The 13,722-nt window shown below is 70.0% G+C and carries 15 protein-coding genes; 5 read left to right on the forward strand and 10 right to left on the reverse strand.

Annotated elements, in window-relative coordinates; genetic code table 11:
• Nucleotides 1-67: 67 nt before the first annotated feature.
• From CCK91_RS02205 to CCK91_RS02235, 7 genes are all read right to left on the reverse strand, one after another.
• Entirely contained in the window at nt 68-1,576 is a 1,509-nt protein-coding gene (locus CCK91_RS02205) for a PucR family transcriptional regulator (protein ID WP_086472668.1), read from the reverse strand.
• Entirely contained in the window at nt 1,573-2,628 is a 1,056-nt protein-coding gene (locus tag CCK91_RS02210) for a DUF917 domain-containing protein (protein WP_086472669.1), read from the reverse strand. Before CCK91_RS02210 ends, CCK91_RS02205 begins: the two co-directional genes overlap by 4 nt.
• Nucleotides 2,629-2,637: 9 nt before the next feature.
• Nucleotides 2,638-3,786 carry a DUF917 domain-containing protein gene (locus CCK91_RS02215; RefSeq protein ID WP_086472670.1) on the reverse strand — a complete coding sequence of 383 codons (1,149 nt, stop codon included), beginning with the start codon at nt 3,784-3,786 and terminating at the stop codon, nt 2,638-2,640.
• Nucleotides 3,783-4,886: a DUF917 domain-containing protein gene (locus CCK91_RS02220; protein WP_086472671.1), complete on the reverse strand. Its 1,104-nt coding sequence runs from the start codon at nt 4,884-4,886 to the stop codon at nt 3,783-3,785. Before CCK91_RS02220 ends, CCK91_RS02215 begins: the two co-directional genes overlap by 4 nt.
• A complete protein-coding gene (locus CCK91_RS02225) occupies nt 4,883-6,436 on the reverse strand; it encodes a hydantoinase/oxoprolinase N-terminal domain-containing protein (RefSeq protein ID WP_086472672.1) in 1,554 nt (517 codons plus the stop codon). The genes CCK91_RS02220 and CCK91_RS02225 overlap by 4 nt, the downstream gene beginning before the upstream one ends.
• Before the next feature lie 81 nt (nt 6,437-6,517).
• A complete protein-coding gene (locus CCK91_RS02230) occupies nt 6,518-7,870 on the reverse strand; it encodes a purine-cytosine permease family protein (protein WP_085511293.1) in 1,353 nt (450 codons plus the stop codon).
• 313 nt (nt 7,871-8,183) lie between these two features.
• On the reverse strand, nt 8,184-8,912 hold the full coding sequence (locus tag CCK91_RS02235; RefSeq protein ID WP_086472673.1) for an alpha/beta hydrolase: 729 nt from the start codon (nt 8,910-8,912) through the stop codon (nt 8,184-8,186).
• A gap of 149 nt (nt 8,913-9,061) precedes the next feature.
• Between CCK91_RS02235 and CCK91_RS02240 the strand changes: the two genes are divergently transcribed.
• Nucleotides 9,062-9,481 carry a RidA family protein gene (locus CCK91_RS02240; protein WP_159453342.1) on the forward strand — a complete coding sequence of 140 codons (420 nt, stop codon included), beginning with the start codon at nt 9,062-9,064 and terminating at the stop codon, nt 9,479-9,481.
• Between the two features lie 9 nt (nt 9,482-9,490).
• Here CCK91_RS02240 and CCK91_RS02245 read toward each other — a convergent pair whose 3' ends face one another.
• Nucleotides 9,491-9,778 (reverse strand): hypothetical protein, encoded by a 288-nt coding sequence (locus tag CCK91_RS02245; protein WP_086472674.1) that lies wholly within the window; start codon nt 9,776-9,778, stop codon nt 9,491-9,493.
• A gap of 52 nt (nt 9,779-9,830) precedes the next feature.
• Here CCK91_RS02245 and CCK91_RS02250 point away from each other — a divergent pair, with 52 nt between their 5' ends.
• Both CCK91_RS02250 and CCK91_RS02255 read left to right on the forward strand, forming a co-directional pair.
• On the forward strand, nt 9,831-10,388 hold the full coding sequence (locus CCK91_RS02250) for a GNAT family N-acetyltransferase (RefSeq protein WP_086473126.1): 558 nt from the start codon (nt 9,831-9,833) through the stop codon (nt 10,386-10,388).
• A 160-nt stretch (nt 10,389-10,548) separates the two neighbouring features.
• Nucleotides 10,549-10,752 (forward strand): hypothetical protein, encoded by a 204-nt coding sequence (locus CCK91_RS02255; protein ID WP_124768057.1) that lies wholly within the window; start codon nt 10,549-10,551, stop codon nt 10,750-10,752.
• A 69-nt stretch (nt 10,753-10,821) separates the two neighbouring features.
• Here CCK91_RS02255 and CCK91_RS02260 read toward each other — a convergent pair whose 3' ends face one another.
• Nucleotides 10,822-11,730 (reverse strand): cation diffusion facilitator family transporter, encoded by a 909-nt coding sequence (locus CCK91_RS02260; protein ID WP_086472675.1) that lies wholly within the window; start codon nt 11,728-11,730, stop codon nt 10,822-10,824.
• Nucleotides 11,731-11,807: 77 nt separating this feature from the next.
• Nucleotides 11,808-12,020, reverse strand: coding sequence for a DUF2945 domain-containing protein (locus CCK91_RS02265; protein WP_064295385.1), 213 nt, complete (start codon nt 12,018-12,020; stop codon nt 11,808-11,810).
• Nucleotides 12,021-12,165: 145 nt separating this feature from the next.
• Between CCK91_RS02265 and CCK91_RS02270 the strand changes: the two genes are divergently transcribed.
• Nucleotides 12,166-12,372, forward strand: a complete 207-nt coding sequence (locus tag CCK91_RS02270) for a hypothetical protein (RefSeq protein ID WP_085511274.1) — start codon at nt 12,166-12,168, stop codon at nt 12,370-12,372.
• A gap of 50 nt (nt 12,373-12,422) precedes the next feature.
• A complete protein-coding gene (locus tag CCK91_RS02275; protein ID WP_086472676.1) occupies nt 12,423-13,697 on the forward strand; it encodes a threonine/serine ThrE exporter family protein in 1,275 nt (424 codons plus the stop codon).
• Nucleotides 13,698-13,722: the final 25 nt, after the last annotated feature.

Raw genomic sequence — 13,722 nt, forward strand, 5'->3', positions numbered from 1 at the left:
TCCCTGAGCTTGTCGAAGGGCGGCACTTCGACAGGCTCAGTGACCAGGGCGACTCAGCGACCCACGCTCACCGCACGGCGCGGCAGGCGAGGTGGAGCGCGAGGCGCACCTCCGGGTCCGCCATGTCGACGCCGAGGAGCTCCTGCGCGCGGGTGATCCGCGTCGCGACGGTGTTGCGGTGCAGTCCGAGTGCGGCGGCCGTCGGCGCGACCGCGGACTCGTGGTCGAGGTAGGCGGACAGCGTCGTCAGCAGCTCGCCGTTGCCGGTCTGCAACGGTGCGAGGAGCGACCGCGCCGCCGGGACGAAGGTGTCGTTGCCGGTCCAGGCGAGCAGCAGCTGTTCCAGCCCGAGGCCGTCGACCCGTACGAACCAGCCCGTCGTCGACCGGTTCGCGGCGATGCGCACCGCGTCGGACGCCTCGCCGAGTGATGACGTCAAGCCGGCCGATCCGCTCGCCAGCGACCCGACGGCCGTCGCGACGTTGAACGAACGCCGCGCCTCCACATGCAGGTCGCGGAGGGCGGCGATGTACTGCTCCACCTGCGGTGGCTCCGGCGGTTCGGCGAAGGTCAGCCAGCCGCTCACCCCGCGTCCGCTCGTCGTCGCGTGGGAGTCCACGGCGATCCGACCGAGCGCGCCGGTCACGAAGCGGAGGAGTTGCAGGGCGTCCACCCGGCTCCGGCCGACGATGCGGAACGCGAGGTGGTAGCCGGTCGTCCGCCAGCCCCGCTCGAGCATGCGGCGTTCGACGTCGGGATCGGGGCGGCCTCGGAGGTCCACGAAGTCCCGCAGGACGCCGGACGACACGGAGGCGTCACTGACCTCGGCGACCTCGTCGATGAGGATCCGCGCGGCGACGGCGGGCATGGCGACCTCGGCGGCGACCGCGAGCGCACTCAGTTGCCGGTCGTCGAGTCCGTCCCCGAAGAACGCGACCCGGAGGCCCTCCCGGCTCGGGCTGTCCACCCGGACCGATGCCGCCGCGCCGCGCCCGGCCTTCGTCAGGTCGACCCAGGGGCCGAAGTCGATCGCCGCGTGCACCTCGGACGGCAACCGCCCGCCCGCCTCGAGCAGGACCCCCTCGCTGTCGATGAGGGCGATCCCGTGGCCGATGCTCGTCGAGAGGTGGCGGAGCAGGTCGGCCAGGCCCTCGGCGTGGTACTCGATGGACTGCGCGACCTTGCGGACGTACCCGAGGGTCAGGGAGTCGCGGGCCTCGACGAGCTGCCAGCATGCCTTCGCGAGCAGCATCGGTCGGTCGACGTGCAGGAGCGAGAAGCCGAGTCGGTCGGCGAGCGCGCGCGTCCCCGCTCCGAAGCCGTCGGCCTCCGGGATCGCCAGGGCGAGGAAGCCACGATCCCGGGTGCGACGGACGAGCGCGTCCTGCTGCCACGGCCTCGTGGGTGGGGCGCCGGTCACCACGGCGAGTCGACCGGCGCCGTCCTCGGGGAGGGCCGCCTCGTTCGTCTCGACCACCACGCCGGCCCAGTTGGCGTCGGCCGGGCCGGCGACGAGCCGCACGCCGCCGTTGTCGGGGTGCGCGAGGAGCGCGCCCAACTGCAGGCGATCGCTCATGCCGGGACCTCGTCGGTTCGGACCTCGTCGAGCTCGTCCAGGCCGTAGGCGGACGGGAGCACATGACGGAGTCGTTCCGGGGAGCCGGACCACCAGTCCGGACCGTCGACCCGGATGACGGCGACGTGTCTCGCCATCGAGATCGCCGTGACCTCGAGGATGTCCCGGGAGACGGCGTCGACCACGACGATGAGGTCCGGCGCGGCGGCTTCGAGTCGTCCGTCGGTCATGAACGCGAGCGTCTCGGAGCGGGCGACGAGACGGTGCAACGCGCCACTGCTCCCGTCGATCCCGAAGGTGAGGACGTGCGGGTCCCGGGAGTCCGGCTCGATGCTGCTGACCCGTCCCTCCGCGAGGAGCCGTCCGCCCAGCGACTCGGCCAGGGCGGTCAGCGGGCCGTCGATCCGCGCGAGGAACGCGCCGCCCAGCTCGAGTGCCCTGGCGGCGTTCCCGACGATGGCGTGCGCGCGGAGGTCGCCGACGGTGAAGCCTGCGAACACCATGCCGCCACTGCCACCGGCCTGCACGATCGCCGCGCGGACGACGCGTTCGATGTCGAGGGCCCGCTCGGTCTCGACGAGGGCGACCCCGCCGGCACCGGTGTCGCAGGTGACGACGATGCCCGGGACCTCGTCCACGAGGATCGACATCTGGTCGAGCGAGGGGACGGCGCGTCCGGTCAGATCAGCATCGACGATGGTCCGCCCCGCGGCGAACGCGAAGGGGGTGAGCCCGTTGACCCCGCCACCCTCCAACGAACAGATGGCCGGGATGCGGTGTCCGAGCCAGCGTTCCGCGGCCCCGATCAGCCGCCCGAACGGATCCGTGCCGGGGAGGCGCTCGCTGAGCAGCATCGTGGAACCGACGAAGCCGACGGCGAGACACGGGGTCTCCGGGTCGAGGTCGTCGACGCTGTGGAGGTCGAACGGCCAGGCGTGCTCGTCGCGCAGGGCCAGCTCGAGCATCGTCGTCGCGCCGCCACCTCCCGAGCCCAGGATCGCGAACCCCGTCGCCAGGGCGGGGAGGCGATCGTGCTCGAGGAGGGTCGGCATGCCCTCAGCCTAGGCTCGGACCGCCTGACCAGCTGCGAACGCATCCGCGGCTTCCGCAGCCATCGCCTCGCCCTCCACCGGGACGAACGGCTCCGTCAGCCCGAACGCGGTCGGTCCGAAGGCGCGCAGCGCGTCCGGGGTGCGCATGAGGGCAGGCGTCGAGATGCCGAGCACCCGGACGCGCTGCCCGTAGCGGAGGCCTTCGGTCGTGATCGGCTCGGCGGTCTCGTGGTCGACGATGCAGATGAGGTCCGGCACGATCGCGACGACCTCGCCGTTCCACCGAGCGATGAGGTTCTCGTTCTGGAACGAGATCTCCAGGCGTTCGGAGCTCGACGGGTCGGCCGACCAGATGACGGCCGTGCCCTTGGCGAAGCCCTCGGTGGTGCGACGCTCCACGTCGGCGACCTTCCCGACGAACAGCTCCCGGACGTGCGAGTAGAGCGTCGTGGAGAGCGTGTCGGCGATGGCGGCGAACGGTGAACGGTGCTCCTCGCGCGCGACCCGGATCGCCCGGCCGAGGGCCAGCGCCATCGAGATCGTCCGCGGCACCGCGGTGCGACGCACGTCCGCCCCGCTCATCGCGTACTCGGCGATGTGGGCGACGCCGCCGAGACGGATCGCGATGCCGCGCGCCAACCACTCCATCTGTCGGTCGTCGTCGCCGGTGTCGATGATCACGCGCTCCCCGCGTTCCCCGGCGATGGCGAGGGGCGAACCGTGCACGCCGTACACCGCGAAGGTCTCCATGGAGAGCTCCGGGAAGGCCCGGCCCATGCCGTCGGCGTCGACGACCGGTAGCCCGGTCTCGGCGGCCACGATGAGCGGGATCATCGAGTTGATGCCACCGCACTCGATCGGCATGGTCGCGTCGGCCGTGCGCCCGAGGTGCTCCTCGAGCGTCCGCAGGGCGAGTGTCGGTTCGAACCCGGCAGGGATCTTCTCGACCATGACCGTCGGAGCGCCCATCTGCGCGGTGGGGATGACGAAGAGGTCGTCGTCCAGGTCGTCGGGGTCGAGGATCGTGATGGAGCGATCGCCGAGCACCTGCTTCACGAGCATCATGCCGATGTACGGGTCGCCACCGCCGCCGGTCCCGAGGAGCGTGGCGCCTCGGGCGAGGTCGGGCAGGTCGTCCGCGGTCAGCGTCCAGCTCATGCGGCGACCTCCGGCGCGTCAGGCGCAGGCGTCTCAGCCGTGCCGTCGAAGCGGTGCGACGGCACCTCGTACCCGAAGTACCCCGGCCCGACCATCGCCAGCGCCTCAGGGCTGTGCCAGCGGTCGTCGCTCGGCGCCGAGATCACGCGGACGCGCTGTCCGTAGCGGAGCCCCTCGGTGGTGATGGGCTCGCCGGAGTCGTGTTCGAGCACCATGATGAGGTCGGGCGTCGTCACGAGGGTGACGCCGTCGAGCGCCGCCATGAGGTGCTCGTTCTGGAAGGACAGCTCGAGGCTCGCGTCGACGCCGTCGATCCGTGCGCGACCTCGGGCGAACCCGGTGGTGGTCGCGCGCTCGACGTCGACGACCTTGCCGGAGAACAGCTCGCGACCGCCGAGCAACTGCACGGTCCGCTCCACGGGGTCGGCCTTCTCGGTTCGGGCCGCTTCGATGCCGTCGCCGATCTCGCGGCACAGCGACAGCGAGTCGGCGACGAGCGCCTCGCGGGCCTGCGCGCCGGACATCGGGAAGCCGGAGATCATGACCGAGCAGCCCATCTCGACACAGGCGACGCGGGCGATGCGTTCGGTCCAGCTGTTGTCGACGGTCGTGAGGACGCCGGTGTTGCCCTTCTCATCGCTGAACGCGAGCGGGGAGGCGTCGACGCCGTACAGGGTCGGGAGCACCATCTGCAGCTCGGGGAAGGCCCGCCCCATCCCGTCGGCGTCGATGAGGGGGAGTCCGAGCGCTGCGGCTGCGGCGATCGGGATGGTCGAGTTCACGCCGCCGACCTCGGCGCACGCGATGTGGGTGACCGGGCGACCGAGGGACGCGCTGAGGGCGTGGACCGGTGCGACGACCTCGGTGAGGCTCGGCAGCTTCTCGACCATGACGGTCGGGGCGCCCATCATCGCGACGGTGAGGACGAGCGCGTCGTCGGGGACCTCGTCGAGGGTGACGACGGTGACGTCGCCGTGCTCGCGGAGTGCCTGCGCGGCGAGGAGCGCGCCGATGTACGGGTCGCCGCCACCGCCGGTCCCGAGGACGGCGGCTCCGCGGGCGAGGCCGGGGATGAGCTCGGCCGAGATGGTCCAGCTCATCGGAGGCCTCCCATGTCGAGGTCGCCGACGGCCTTCACCCGGATTCGCGTGGCGTTCCCGGGGAGATAGGGGATCGGGACCTCGTCGAAATCGACGATCGCGACCGACGCGGGGGAGGCGCCGGCCGCGATCGCCTTGTCGATCGCCTCGGCACGGACCTCGGCGATCGCCTCCTCACGCCGGCCGGGTTCGATGGCGTAGACCTTGTCGATCTCGCCCCCGACCTGCGCGATGGAAGCACCGATGGCATTCGCCACGGCGTAGTTGTCGGGCCGGTGGACGGCGCCGAAGATGGGGAGTTCGTCTGAGAGCAGGATCGACCCGCCGCCGACCGCCACCACGGGGATCGGCTCGGGGGAGGTGCGCATGCGGTCGACGGCCTCGGCGATGCGTTCGCCGATCCGCTCGAGGACGCGCTCCACGAAGACCGGGTCGAGGTGGGCGACCTTCGAGGCGTCGCCGATCGACGCGCGACCGGCGGCCACGGCGATGTCCGTCGCCGTGAGGGTGCTGCCGCCGAAGACGAGGGCCTCGGTCATGAGCTTGTACCCGACGGACGCCGGCCCGACCTCGGCGGTCTCCTCGTCGACGATGCTGCCGCCGCCGATGCCGATGGACAGGACGTCGGGCATGCGGAAGTTGGTACGGATGCCGGCGACCTTGACCTCGTTCGCCGTCTCGCGGGGGAAGCCGTTGATGAGCAGGCCGATGTCCGCCGTGGTGCCGCCGATGTCGACGACCGCGCAGGTTGCGAGTCCGCTCGTCAGTGCCGCCCCGCGCATCGAGTTGGTGGGGCCGGAGGCGAAGGTCGCGACCGGGTAGAGGCGCACGTAGTCCTCGTCCATGAGCGTGCCGTCGTTCTGGCTGAGGAAGATGGGCGCCTCGATGCCCTGCTTCCGGACGGCGGCGGTGAGCCCGTCGACGATCTCCGAGGCGAGCTCGCGCAGGGCTGCGTTGATGATCGTCGCGTTCTCGCGCTCCAGGAGGCCGATGCGCCCGATCTCGTGCGAGAGCGAGATGGCGACGTCCGGGCCGAGGACCTCGCCGACGATCCGCGCCGCCTCGACCTCGAGGTCGTGGTTGACGGGGCTGAAGACGGAGGAGATCGCGACCGAGCGGATGCCGTTCGCGCGCATGTCCTCGGCGTGTGCCCGCAGCTCGTCGGGGTCGATCGGCGAGATGGGGCGTCCGTCGAACTCGTAGCCGCCGTGCGCGAGGTAGCTGCGTGCGCTGATCGCCTCGACGAGCTCCGCCGGCCAGTCGACGAGCGGCGGGAGTGCGCGGGTCGCCGGGAGCCCGAGGCGCAGTGCCGCGGTGGGTGCGAGCCGCTTGGCCTGCACGAGGGCGTTGATGAAGTGCGTCGTGCCGATCATCACCGCGGTGATCTGCTCACCGTCGAAGTGGTGTCCGCTCCGCAGTTCGCCGATCGCCTGGACGATCCCGTCGGTCACGTCCGGGGTGGTCGCGTGCTTGACGGCCGCCAGGGTGGTGGTGCCGTCCATGAGCACGGCGTCGGTGTTGGTGCCGCCGACATCGATACCGATGTGCATACGAGGGGTTCGCTTTCTGTTGGTGCGGTGGAGCGGTGTGCGATGGAACGGTCTGGCGCGACGGAACGGGCGTCCCGCGGGTCAGCTCGAGGCGGTGGCCGGGCTGTCCGTCGTCACGTCCGCCTCGATCTGGGAGGTGTGGGCGACGCCGACACCGCGGACCAGGCCGAGCTTGCCGGCGGCGATGTACAGCACCATCGAGAGGATGAGCGACAGGACGGCGGGGATGCCCCAGGTGACGAAGTAGCCGGTGATCGCGGACACGGCCCAGATGATGATGGTCGCTGGGACGATGCGCGGAGCGGTCGTGGGCAGGCGGCCCGAGGCGCGGGTCTCGTCGAGCTCGCCGCGCCAGCGCTTCACGATGAAGTACTCGGCGACCATGATGCCGGCGATGGGCGGGAAGGCGACGCCGAGGATGATGAGGAAGCCGGAGAACTGCCCGAGGATGCCGACCGCCGCGAGGATGGAGCCGACCACGCCGAGCACGATGGTGGTGGTCACGCGGTTGAGGTTCTTGCCGAACGCGGTCGAGATGAAGTTGACCAGCCCGAGCGTCGACGAGTACAGGTTCCAGTCGTTGATCTTGAGCGTCCCGGTGATGACGATGATGAGGCCGATGAGCCCGACCGACGACGTGACGATCGCGACGACGTTGCCCGAGGCTGCGGCGTGGGCGAGCAGGACACCGGAGAGGCCGATGACGAACTCACCGAGCGAGACGCCGACGACGGTCTGCTTGATGACGTCGGCGCGGGACCGGTTGAAGCGGGTCATGTCGGCGGTGATGATGGCACCGACGATGAGGCCGCCCGCGACGATGCCGGTGCCGGCCCAGACGCTCATGGTGGGCCCGGGTGCCGGGCCCGTGACGAGTTCCATGAAGTCGTGCTGGGTGAGTTCGCTGATGATCGACCAGCCGACGAGGATGAGGAACAGCGGCACGGTGATGTTCGCGAGCCACTGCATGCCCTTGAACCCGTAGGCGACGATGGCGGTGACGGCGAGGCCGAAGATGAGGCTCCAGGCCCATACCGGCATGAAGCCGGGGAGGAGGGCGTCGAGCGACTCGGCGGAGATCGCGCTCTGGATGCCGAACCAGCCGATGAGGCTGATGCCGATCGCGAGTCCGACGAGTGACGCGCCGATCTCGCCGAAGCCGGTCCAGCGGGCGAGGAGGGCGGTGTTGAGGCCCTCCTTCTGGCCGATGATGCCGACGATGCACATGATCACCTCGAGGATGATCGAGCCGAGGAGCAGGGCGAGGAACGCCTCGCCGAAGGTCATGCTGTAGCCGAGGGTGGCGCCGAGGAGGAACTGGGACAGGGCCGACACCTGTCCGAAGCGCTGGACGGCGATGCCGAACCAGGGCTTCTGTGCGTCGGGACGGACGCGGGACAGGGCGAAGTCGTCTGCGTGTGCCATGCGAGCCATGCTGGTCTCCAGAAGTGGGGGAGGGAGCGGTGCGGGTGGCGGCAACGTTACTGACGGCTCGCCCGCAGCAGAATGTGCATGATGCAGGAATTCGATCCTCGAACCAGCACTCTGCACAGGTGCTCCTGTCCCACCCGGTCCCTGAGCGACCCACCCGGTCCCTGAGCGACCCACCTGGTCCCTGGGCGACCCACCCGGTCCCTGAGCCTGTCGAAGGGGTGTCCTCCGTGTGCACTCCGACAGGCTCAGTGACCGGAGAAGGAGGCTCAGTGACCGAGGAGGCGGCTCGGTTGGTTTCGGTCCCTGAGCCGGCTCAGAGCGAGGCCTGGATCACCTCGAAGGTGCGTGCGCCGTCGAGTGCCGCCATGTCGTGGCGGATCCCCGGGAACCGCGTGACGGTCCAGCCGAGCCGTTCGTACTGCTCGACGTCCGCTCGCGGAACGACGAGCTTCGCGTCGTCCGACAGCACCAGCGTCGAGGGGACGAGCGGTGCCGACGGCGTCACCGGGTTCGCGGCGACGTCGTGCAGCACCTCTGCGATCATCGAGCGGTCCCAAGCAGCATGGGCGGCCTCGGCGAGCGCGACGTTCGCGGGACCCGTCGCGGGGTCCGTGCGGTCGTAGAACCAGGCGAGGAGCCGTGGCAGCCCTGGGATGCTCCAGAACAGGCGGGCTCCGAGGCCGCGTCCGGGGAGTTTCAGGCCGAACCCGGGATCGAGGTAGATCGCGTGCGCCGGGCGGAGTGGCCCCACGATGTCGATGAGGAGCCGCCCGCCGAGTGAGTGGCCCACGATCGCGTCGAGGCCGGTCGGCAGCGTGTCGACGAGGTCGGCAGCGAGCGAGGCGATGTCGTACCGCTCACCCCGGGGCCGATCGGCTCGCGGACTGGACCCGTGACCGCGGAGGTCGACGAGCAGGAACGTGTACCGCTCCGGGTCGGACGCTGCGACGACGTCGGTCCAGGCGGCTCCGTCGGCCAGGAACCCGTGGATGAGGGCGATCCGGACCGGGCCGTGCCCGCGTTCCTCGACATGCAGTCGCATGGGCCTCCTCCGTCGGTGCTGGGGACGACTCTACGCGGCGTCGCTGTGCACAGGATCGAACGAGCGACCAGGCATATGCGAGTCAGGGGGTGCCCCGCCGTAGGATGTCGGGATCAGTGCGGTTGACATCAAGCCCGGGGGAGCGACCTGTGGAACGTAACGTGATCTTCACTCCGAACGCACCTTGGTCCCCTGGGGGTTCCAGCCAAGCGATCGCGCACGACGGTGTGCTCTACGTGTCGGGTCAGCTTCCGATCGATCCGGCGACTGGTCAGATGCTGCCTCGGCCCCTGAACCCGGCATTCGGCGGTGGTCCGCAAGCGGTCAGCGCGCAGATGAGACAGTGCCTGACGAATCTCGACGCCATCTGTCGGGCTGCTGGGGCCGACCTCTCCCAGGCGATCAAGCTCACCATCTATACGCCCATGTTGATCGAACTCGCCCCCACCATCGATCGTGTGTACCGTGAATCCTTCACCGACGCCCCTCCGGCACGATCGATGATCGGTGTGAACGTGCTGCAGGGCAATGCGCTCGTGCAGATCGACGCGATCGTGCCGCTCAGCTGACACCGCTGCTCAGGAGCGCACGAGCAACCAGGCGAAGGCACCGAAGGACACGAGCCCGAGTGCTGCGCCGACGATCGACCCGATGAGGCTGAAGGTGGGCCAGGGGGCGCCGGGTTGGCGACTCATCCTGATGCCCTGGACCGCGAACAGTAGGGGCACGAAGCAGGCGAGCACCGAGAACGTCCATGACCCGCCGTCTCTCGCCGTCGACGCGACGAGGTAGATGGAGAACGCGGCGATCGCGATACTGAGGATCGCGCACGCGCGTGCCGAGATCGGTTCGTTCTTCGCAGCCATGGGCACAGGGTATCGACTGGTGCCAGTCGCCGACCAGAGCAGAATGGACGGCATGACCGACGCGACTCCGCCGACCCTGACGGAACGACTGACGCTCGCCCGCCCCACCGAGCGCGACCTGCCGGAGCTCCACGACCTCCATGCCGACCCCGCGGTCTGGACGCACCTGCCGTCCGCCCGACACACGGCGCTCGCCGAGACTCGTGAGCTGATCGAGCGGTACCAGGCCGGCTGGGAGGCGAACGGTCTCGACGTGTGGGTGGCGCGCGACACCGCGACGGGTGCCTTGGTCGGCATCGGCGGCCCGAGCCTGCGTGGCGGGGTCGCCTGGAACCTCTACTACCGTCTGGCGCCCGCGGCCTGGGGGCGCGGATACGCACAGGAGCTCATCGCGGCCGCGCGAGCCGCGGCATCGGCGTCGGCACCGGATCTGCCCGTCGTGGCGTTCCTCCTGGAGCACAACGAGGGTTCACGTCGGGCTGCCGAACGGGCGGGGTTGGAGGTCGTGTGGCGTGGCCCCGACGCGGGCAACCCGGATCCGGATGCCGTGCGCCTGGTGTTCGCCGACCGCGTGCTCAGCGACGAGGCGCTCCGCGTGTTCGTGGGCTGAACGACCGCTGCACCCGATCTCCGAGCGTGTCGAAGGACGCCGCTTCCGGGCGCGACCGGGTATTTTCGGGCAACCGGCCGCGAAACGCAAGCAGTCTGTTCACCGAAGACGTTCCTCGATACGGTTGGAAGATATGTCAGCCACGGTCGAGATGGAACACATGAGTCAGGTAGAACGCGAACGCCCGCTCCTGCGCAAGGGGAGCGAGGCGAGTTTCGTCCGGTGGGCCTTCGACGGTCGCTCATGGTGCGCCGACCTGGTGAGCGGACAGTACCGAGGCGCGACGAAGACCGGCTGGCTCTTGCAGACCGAGAACGAGCAGCGGGAACTCTCCAACCAGGAGTGGGCCCCCTGCATGGCGTGAGCCGGCACTCAGTCGCCCGATACTGCACGGAAATCCAAGACTTTCGAGCAGTTTCGGGCGAGTCAGGGTTCAGATGGTGATCGACGGCTCGTCGCTCACCGAGAGCGTGAGCACGGCCTTGCCGATGAGCTCGTCCTGTTCGAGGTCGCCCTCGAGTCGGCGGAGCTGACGCGCGACGTCGTTCTCGCGGTCGTCTCCGACGAGGTCGACCGACGCGACGAGGAACAGACGTTCCGGTCCGCTGAACTCGAGGTACAGCGCCGTGACCCGTTCGATCTCCGGGTGCGACAGGAGCGCGGTGATGGTCTGCGCGCGATACGCCGGGCTCGGTGAGGCTCCGAGGAGGTAGCGCCGGTTGCGGTTGATGAGCAGCAGCGCGACCCCGCCGAGCAGGACGCCGATCGCGATCGACCCGATCGCATCCCAGACAGGATCGCCGGTCACCTGGTGGAGGCCGATGCCGGCGCCGGCGATGATGAGGCCGAGCAGCGCTGCGGAGTCCTCGAAGAACACTGAGCGGAGCGTCGTGTTGGAGCCGTTCACGATGTAGTCGAAGAAGCCGCGGCCGTACTTCTTCGCCGTGCGCCGGCCCTCGAGGATCGACTGGGTGAAGGAGAAGCCCTCCAGGAGGAAGGCGACGCCGAGCACGAGGTAGCTGAGGGCGTAGTTCTCCATCGCCTCCGGTGCGGTGAGGCTCTGGATGCCGTGCTGGATTGAGACGACCGCACCGACGGTGAAGATCCCGAAGGCGGCGAACAGCGAGAAGATGTACGCGTCACGGCCGTAGCCGAGCGGATGTGCGGCGTCGCGTTGCTTGTCGGCCCGTTTGTCGGCGATGAGGAGGAAGATCTCGTTCCCCGCGTCGGCCCACGAGTGCGCGGCCTCGGCCAGCATCGACGCCGACCCGGTGAGCGCGGCGACGATGGACTTGGCGATGGCGACGACGATGTTGGCCAGGAAGGCGATCACGACGGTCATGCGCCAACGCTACGCCCAGCCGGGGTCCGTCGTGGACGTCCGGGTGTCTGTGCGTCGGGCCGCCAGGCGTCGTGGCCTCAGGACTTCAGGACGCGCAGCGCGGAGCCCTTGTGCGCGGCCTTCGCGCCGGTCTTCTCCGACTCCACGATGAACGCGGGCTCGTCCTTCGACGCCGTGAAGTGCTGGCCGTCGAACTGGAAGTCCGCGGTCTTCCGCTCGACGACCTTCCCCTGCGTCCGTCCCTGGGAGGTGCCCCACGACACGCGGTCGCCCACTCGTACGTCTGCCATGCTGCCTCCTCGGCGCTCCACGCCGCGTGCGAGCGGCGTGACAGTGAGGATGCCAGCGTGTCGGCGGCCGGACAAGCGCTTGCGTCGCGCGAGCGCAGGGGATATCCCCCGAGGCCCGGGGGCTCCGCGGGGTTAGCGTCTCCCCATGGCCTCATTCACTCCGGGAAGACCCCGACTCGCGCTCGGCATCGGCATCGTGGCTGTCGTGCTCGGGGTGGCGCTCATCCCGGTCGCCATCGCGAACGCCCACGGCGAGTACGGCTTCCATTTCTGGTGGATCGTCATCGTCCCGATCCTCGCCGGCCTGTACTTCGGTGTGGCCGGAGCCGTCGGGCTCCGCAACCGCCGCTGAGGTCCGGGGCCGCCGCCGGCACCCCTCGAATCTCGCGTACCGTTGGCGTGATGAGTGACGACACCGCGACCGAGGAGCACCGCAGGACCGCTGCGCACGCCTACAGCGCGCTCGGCTGCCTGCTCCTCGATGCAGGCACCTCCGTCACCGACGTCCGCGACTCCCTGGAGCGCGCCACGGTCGCGTCGGGCGACGAGGGCCTGGCCTTCTCGGTGCTGCCGCAGCTCATCATCGTGAACGACGTGCGCACCGGCGCGGTGCTCGCTGCCGGCAACACGCACGGCGAGCTCTCGTTCCGCGGCGCGGCGAGGGCGAACCGGCTCATGCGCGAACTCGAGCTCGGACACTGGCCGGTCGGTGACCTGCCGGCCCGCATCCAGTCGATCCGGGAGACGCCGCGCCCGCATGCGTCGATGCACTGGGTGGTCGGGAATCTGCTGCTCGCGGGTGGGCTCGCGCTCCTCTTCCGCTGCCCATGGTGGGCGATCGTCGCATCGATGCTCGTCGGTGCCTTCGTCGGCCTCGTCATCACCCTCCTGGCGCGGTGGCGGGGAGCGGTCGCGATCGCCCCCTTCGTGACGGCGTTCGTGTCGACGACGCTCGTCGGGACGCTCGCATCGGCGATGGATCTCGGCCCCGTGCCGCTGTTCGCCGTCTGCGCGCCGATCGCGATCCTCGTGCCCGGCGCGCTCATCACCAACGCCCTGCTGGAGTTGACCGCGACGGACATCGTGACGGGCTCGGCGCGCCTGATGTACGGGCTCATCGTGCTCGCCTTCATGGCGGCGGGGATCTCGGCCGGGGCGCTGCTCACCGGCCTGTCGATCGACCCCGACTCGACGGCGCTCGTCGGTCAGGTGGTCCGCGGGAGCTCGGACCTCGTCGGGTGGGAGTCGGTCCCGCCGCTGTGGTTCACGTGGATCGGCGTCGTGATGCTCGCGGCCGGGATCGGGATCGCGTTCGGTTCGGGCCGCTCGCTGACGCTGCTGACCATCTGTGTGATGGCGCTGACCTACGCGGGCATCGTCCTGTTCGCCCCGCTCGTGGGGAACGCGGTCGCGACGGGGCTCACCGCCGGGCTCGTGTTCGTCGTCGCTCGCATCGTCGAGCGGTACTCGGCGGCGGTGCCGTCCAATGTCACGTTCCAGCCGGCCCTGCTCATGCTCGTGCCGGGCACCGTCGGGCTGGTCTCCCTCGCGACGCTCGAGGGCTCAGCGGTCACGGCGGCGCTGACGGTCTTCATCAGCCTCTGTGTCGGCGTGAAGACGGCGGCGGTCCTCACTGGGGTCGTCATCCCGCCGGTGCGTGCGGCCGCACGTCCCTGAGTCGCCCGGAATCGTCGGAAACCGA

The organism is Plantibacter elymi (nom. nud.) (genome assembly GCF_900177795.1).
GTDB classification, from domain to species: domain Bacteria; phylum Actinomycetota; class Actinomycetes; order Actinomycetales; family Microbacteriaceae; genus Plantibacter; species Plantibacter elymi.

Excerpts from the sequence above, each read along its gene's own strand:
- CCK91_RS02205 (WP_086472668.1), bottom strand. The coding sequence starts at position 1,576 with ATGAGCGATCGCCTGCAGTTGGGCGCGCTCCTCGCGCACCCCGACAAC.
- CCK91_RS02210 (WP_086472669.1), bottom strand. The coding sequence starts at position 2,628 with ATGCCGACCCTCCTCGAGCACGATCGCCTCCCCGCCCTGGCGACGGGG.
- CCK91_RS02215 (WP_086472670.1), bottom strand. The coding sequence starts at position 3,786 with ATGAGCTGGACGCTGACCGCGGACGACCTGCCCGACCTCGCCCGAGGC.
- CCK91_RS02220 (WP_086472671.1), bottom strand. The coding sequence starts at position 4,886 with ATGAGCTGGACCATCTCGGCCGAGCTCATCCCCGGCCTCGCCCGCGGA.
- CCK91_RS02225 (WP_086472672.1), bottom strand. The coding sequence starts at position 6,436 with ATGCACATCGGTATCGATGTCGGCGGCACCAACACCGACGCCGTGCTC.
- CCK91_RS02230 (WP_085511293.1), bottom strand. The coding sequence starts at position 7,870 with ATGGCTCGCATGGCACACGCAGACGACTTCGCCCTGTCCCGCGTCCGT.
- CCK91_RS02235 (WP_086472673.1), bottom strand. The coding sequence starts at position 8,912 with ATGCGACTGCATGTCGAGGAACGCGGGCACGGCCCGGTCCGGATCGCC.
- CCK91_RS02245 (WP_086472674.1), bottom strand. The coding sequence starts at position 9,778 with ATGGCTGCGAAGAACGAACCGATCTCGGCACGCGCGTGCGCGATCCTC.
- CCK91_RS02250 (WP_086473126.1), top strand. The coding sequence starts at position 9,831 with ATGACCGACGCGACTCCGCCGACCCTGACGGAACGACTGACGCTCGCC.
- CCK91_RS02255 (WP_124768057.1), top strand. The coding sequence starts at position 10,549 with ATGAGTCAGGTAGAACGCGAACGCCCGCTCCTGCGCAAGGGGAGCGAG.
- CCK91_RS02260 (WP_086472675.1), bottom strand. The coding sequence starts at position 11,730 with ATGACCGTCGTGATCGCCTTCCTGGCCAACATCGTCGTCGCCATCGCC.
- CCK91_RS02265 (WP_064295385.1), bottom strand. The coding sequence starts at position 12,020 with ATGGCAGACGTACGAGTGGGCGACCGCGTGTCGTGGGGCACCTCCCAG.
- CCK91_RS02270 (WP_085511274.1), top strand. The coding sequence starts at position 12,166 with ATGGCCTCATTCACTCCGGGAAGACCCCGACTCGCGCTCGGCATCGGC.
- CCK91_RS02275 (WP_086472676.1), top strand. The coding sequence starts at position 12,423 with ATGAGTGACGACACCGCGACCGAGGAGCACCGCAGGACCGCTGCGCAC.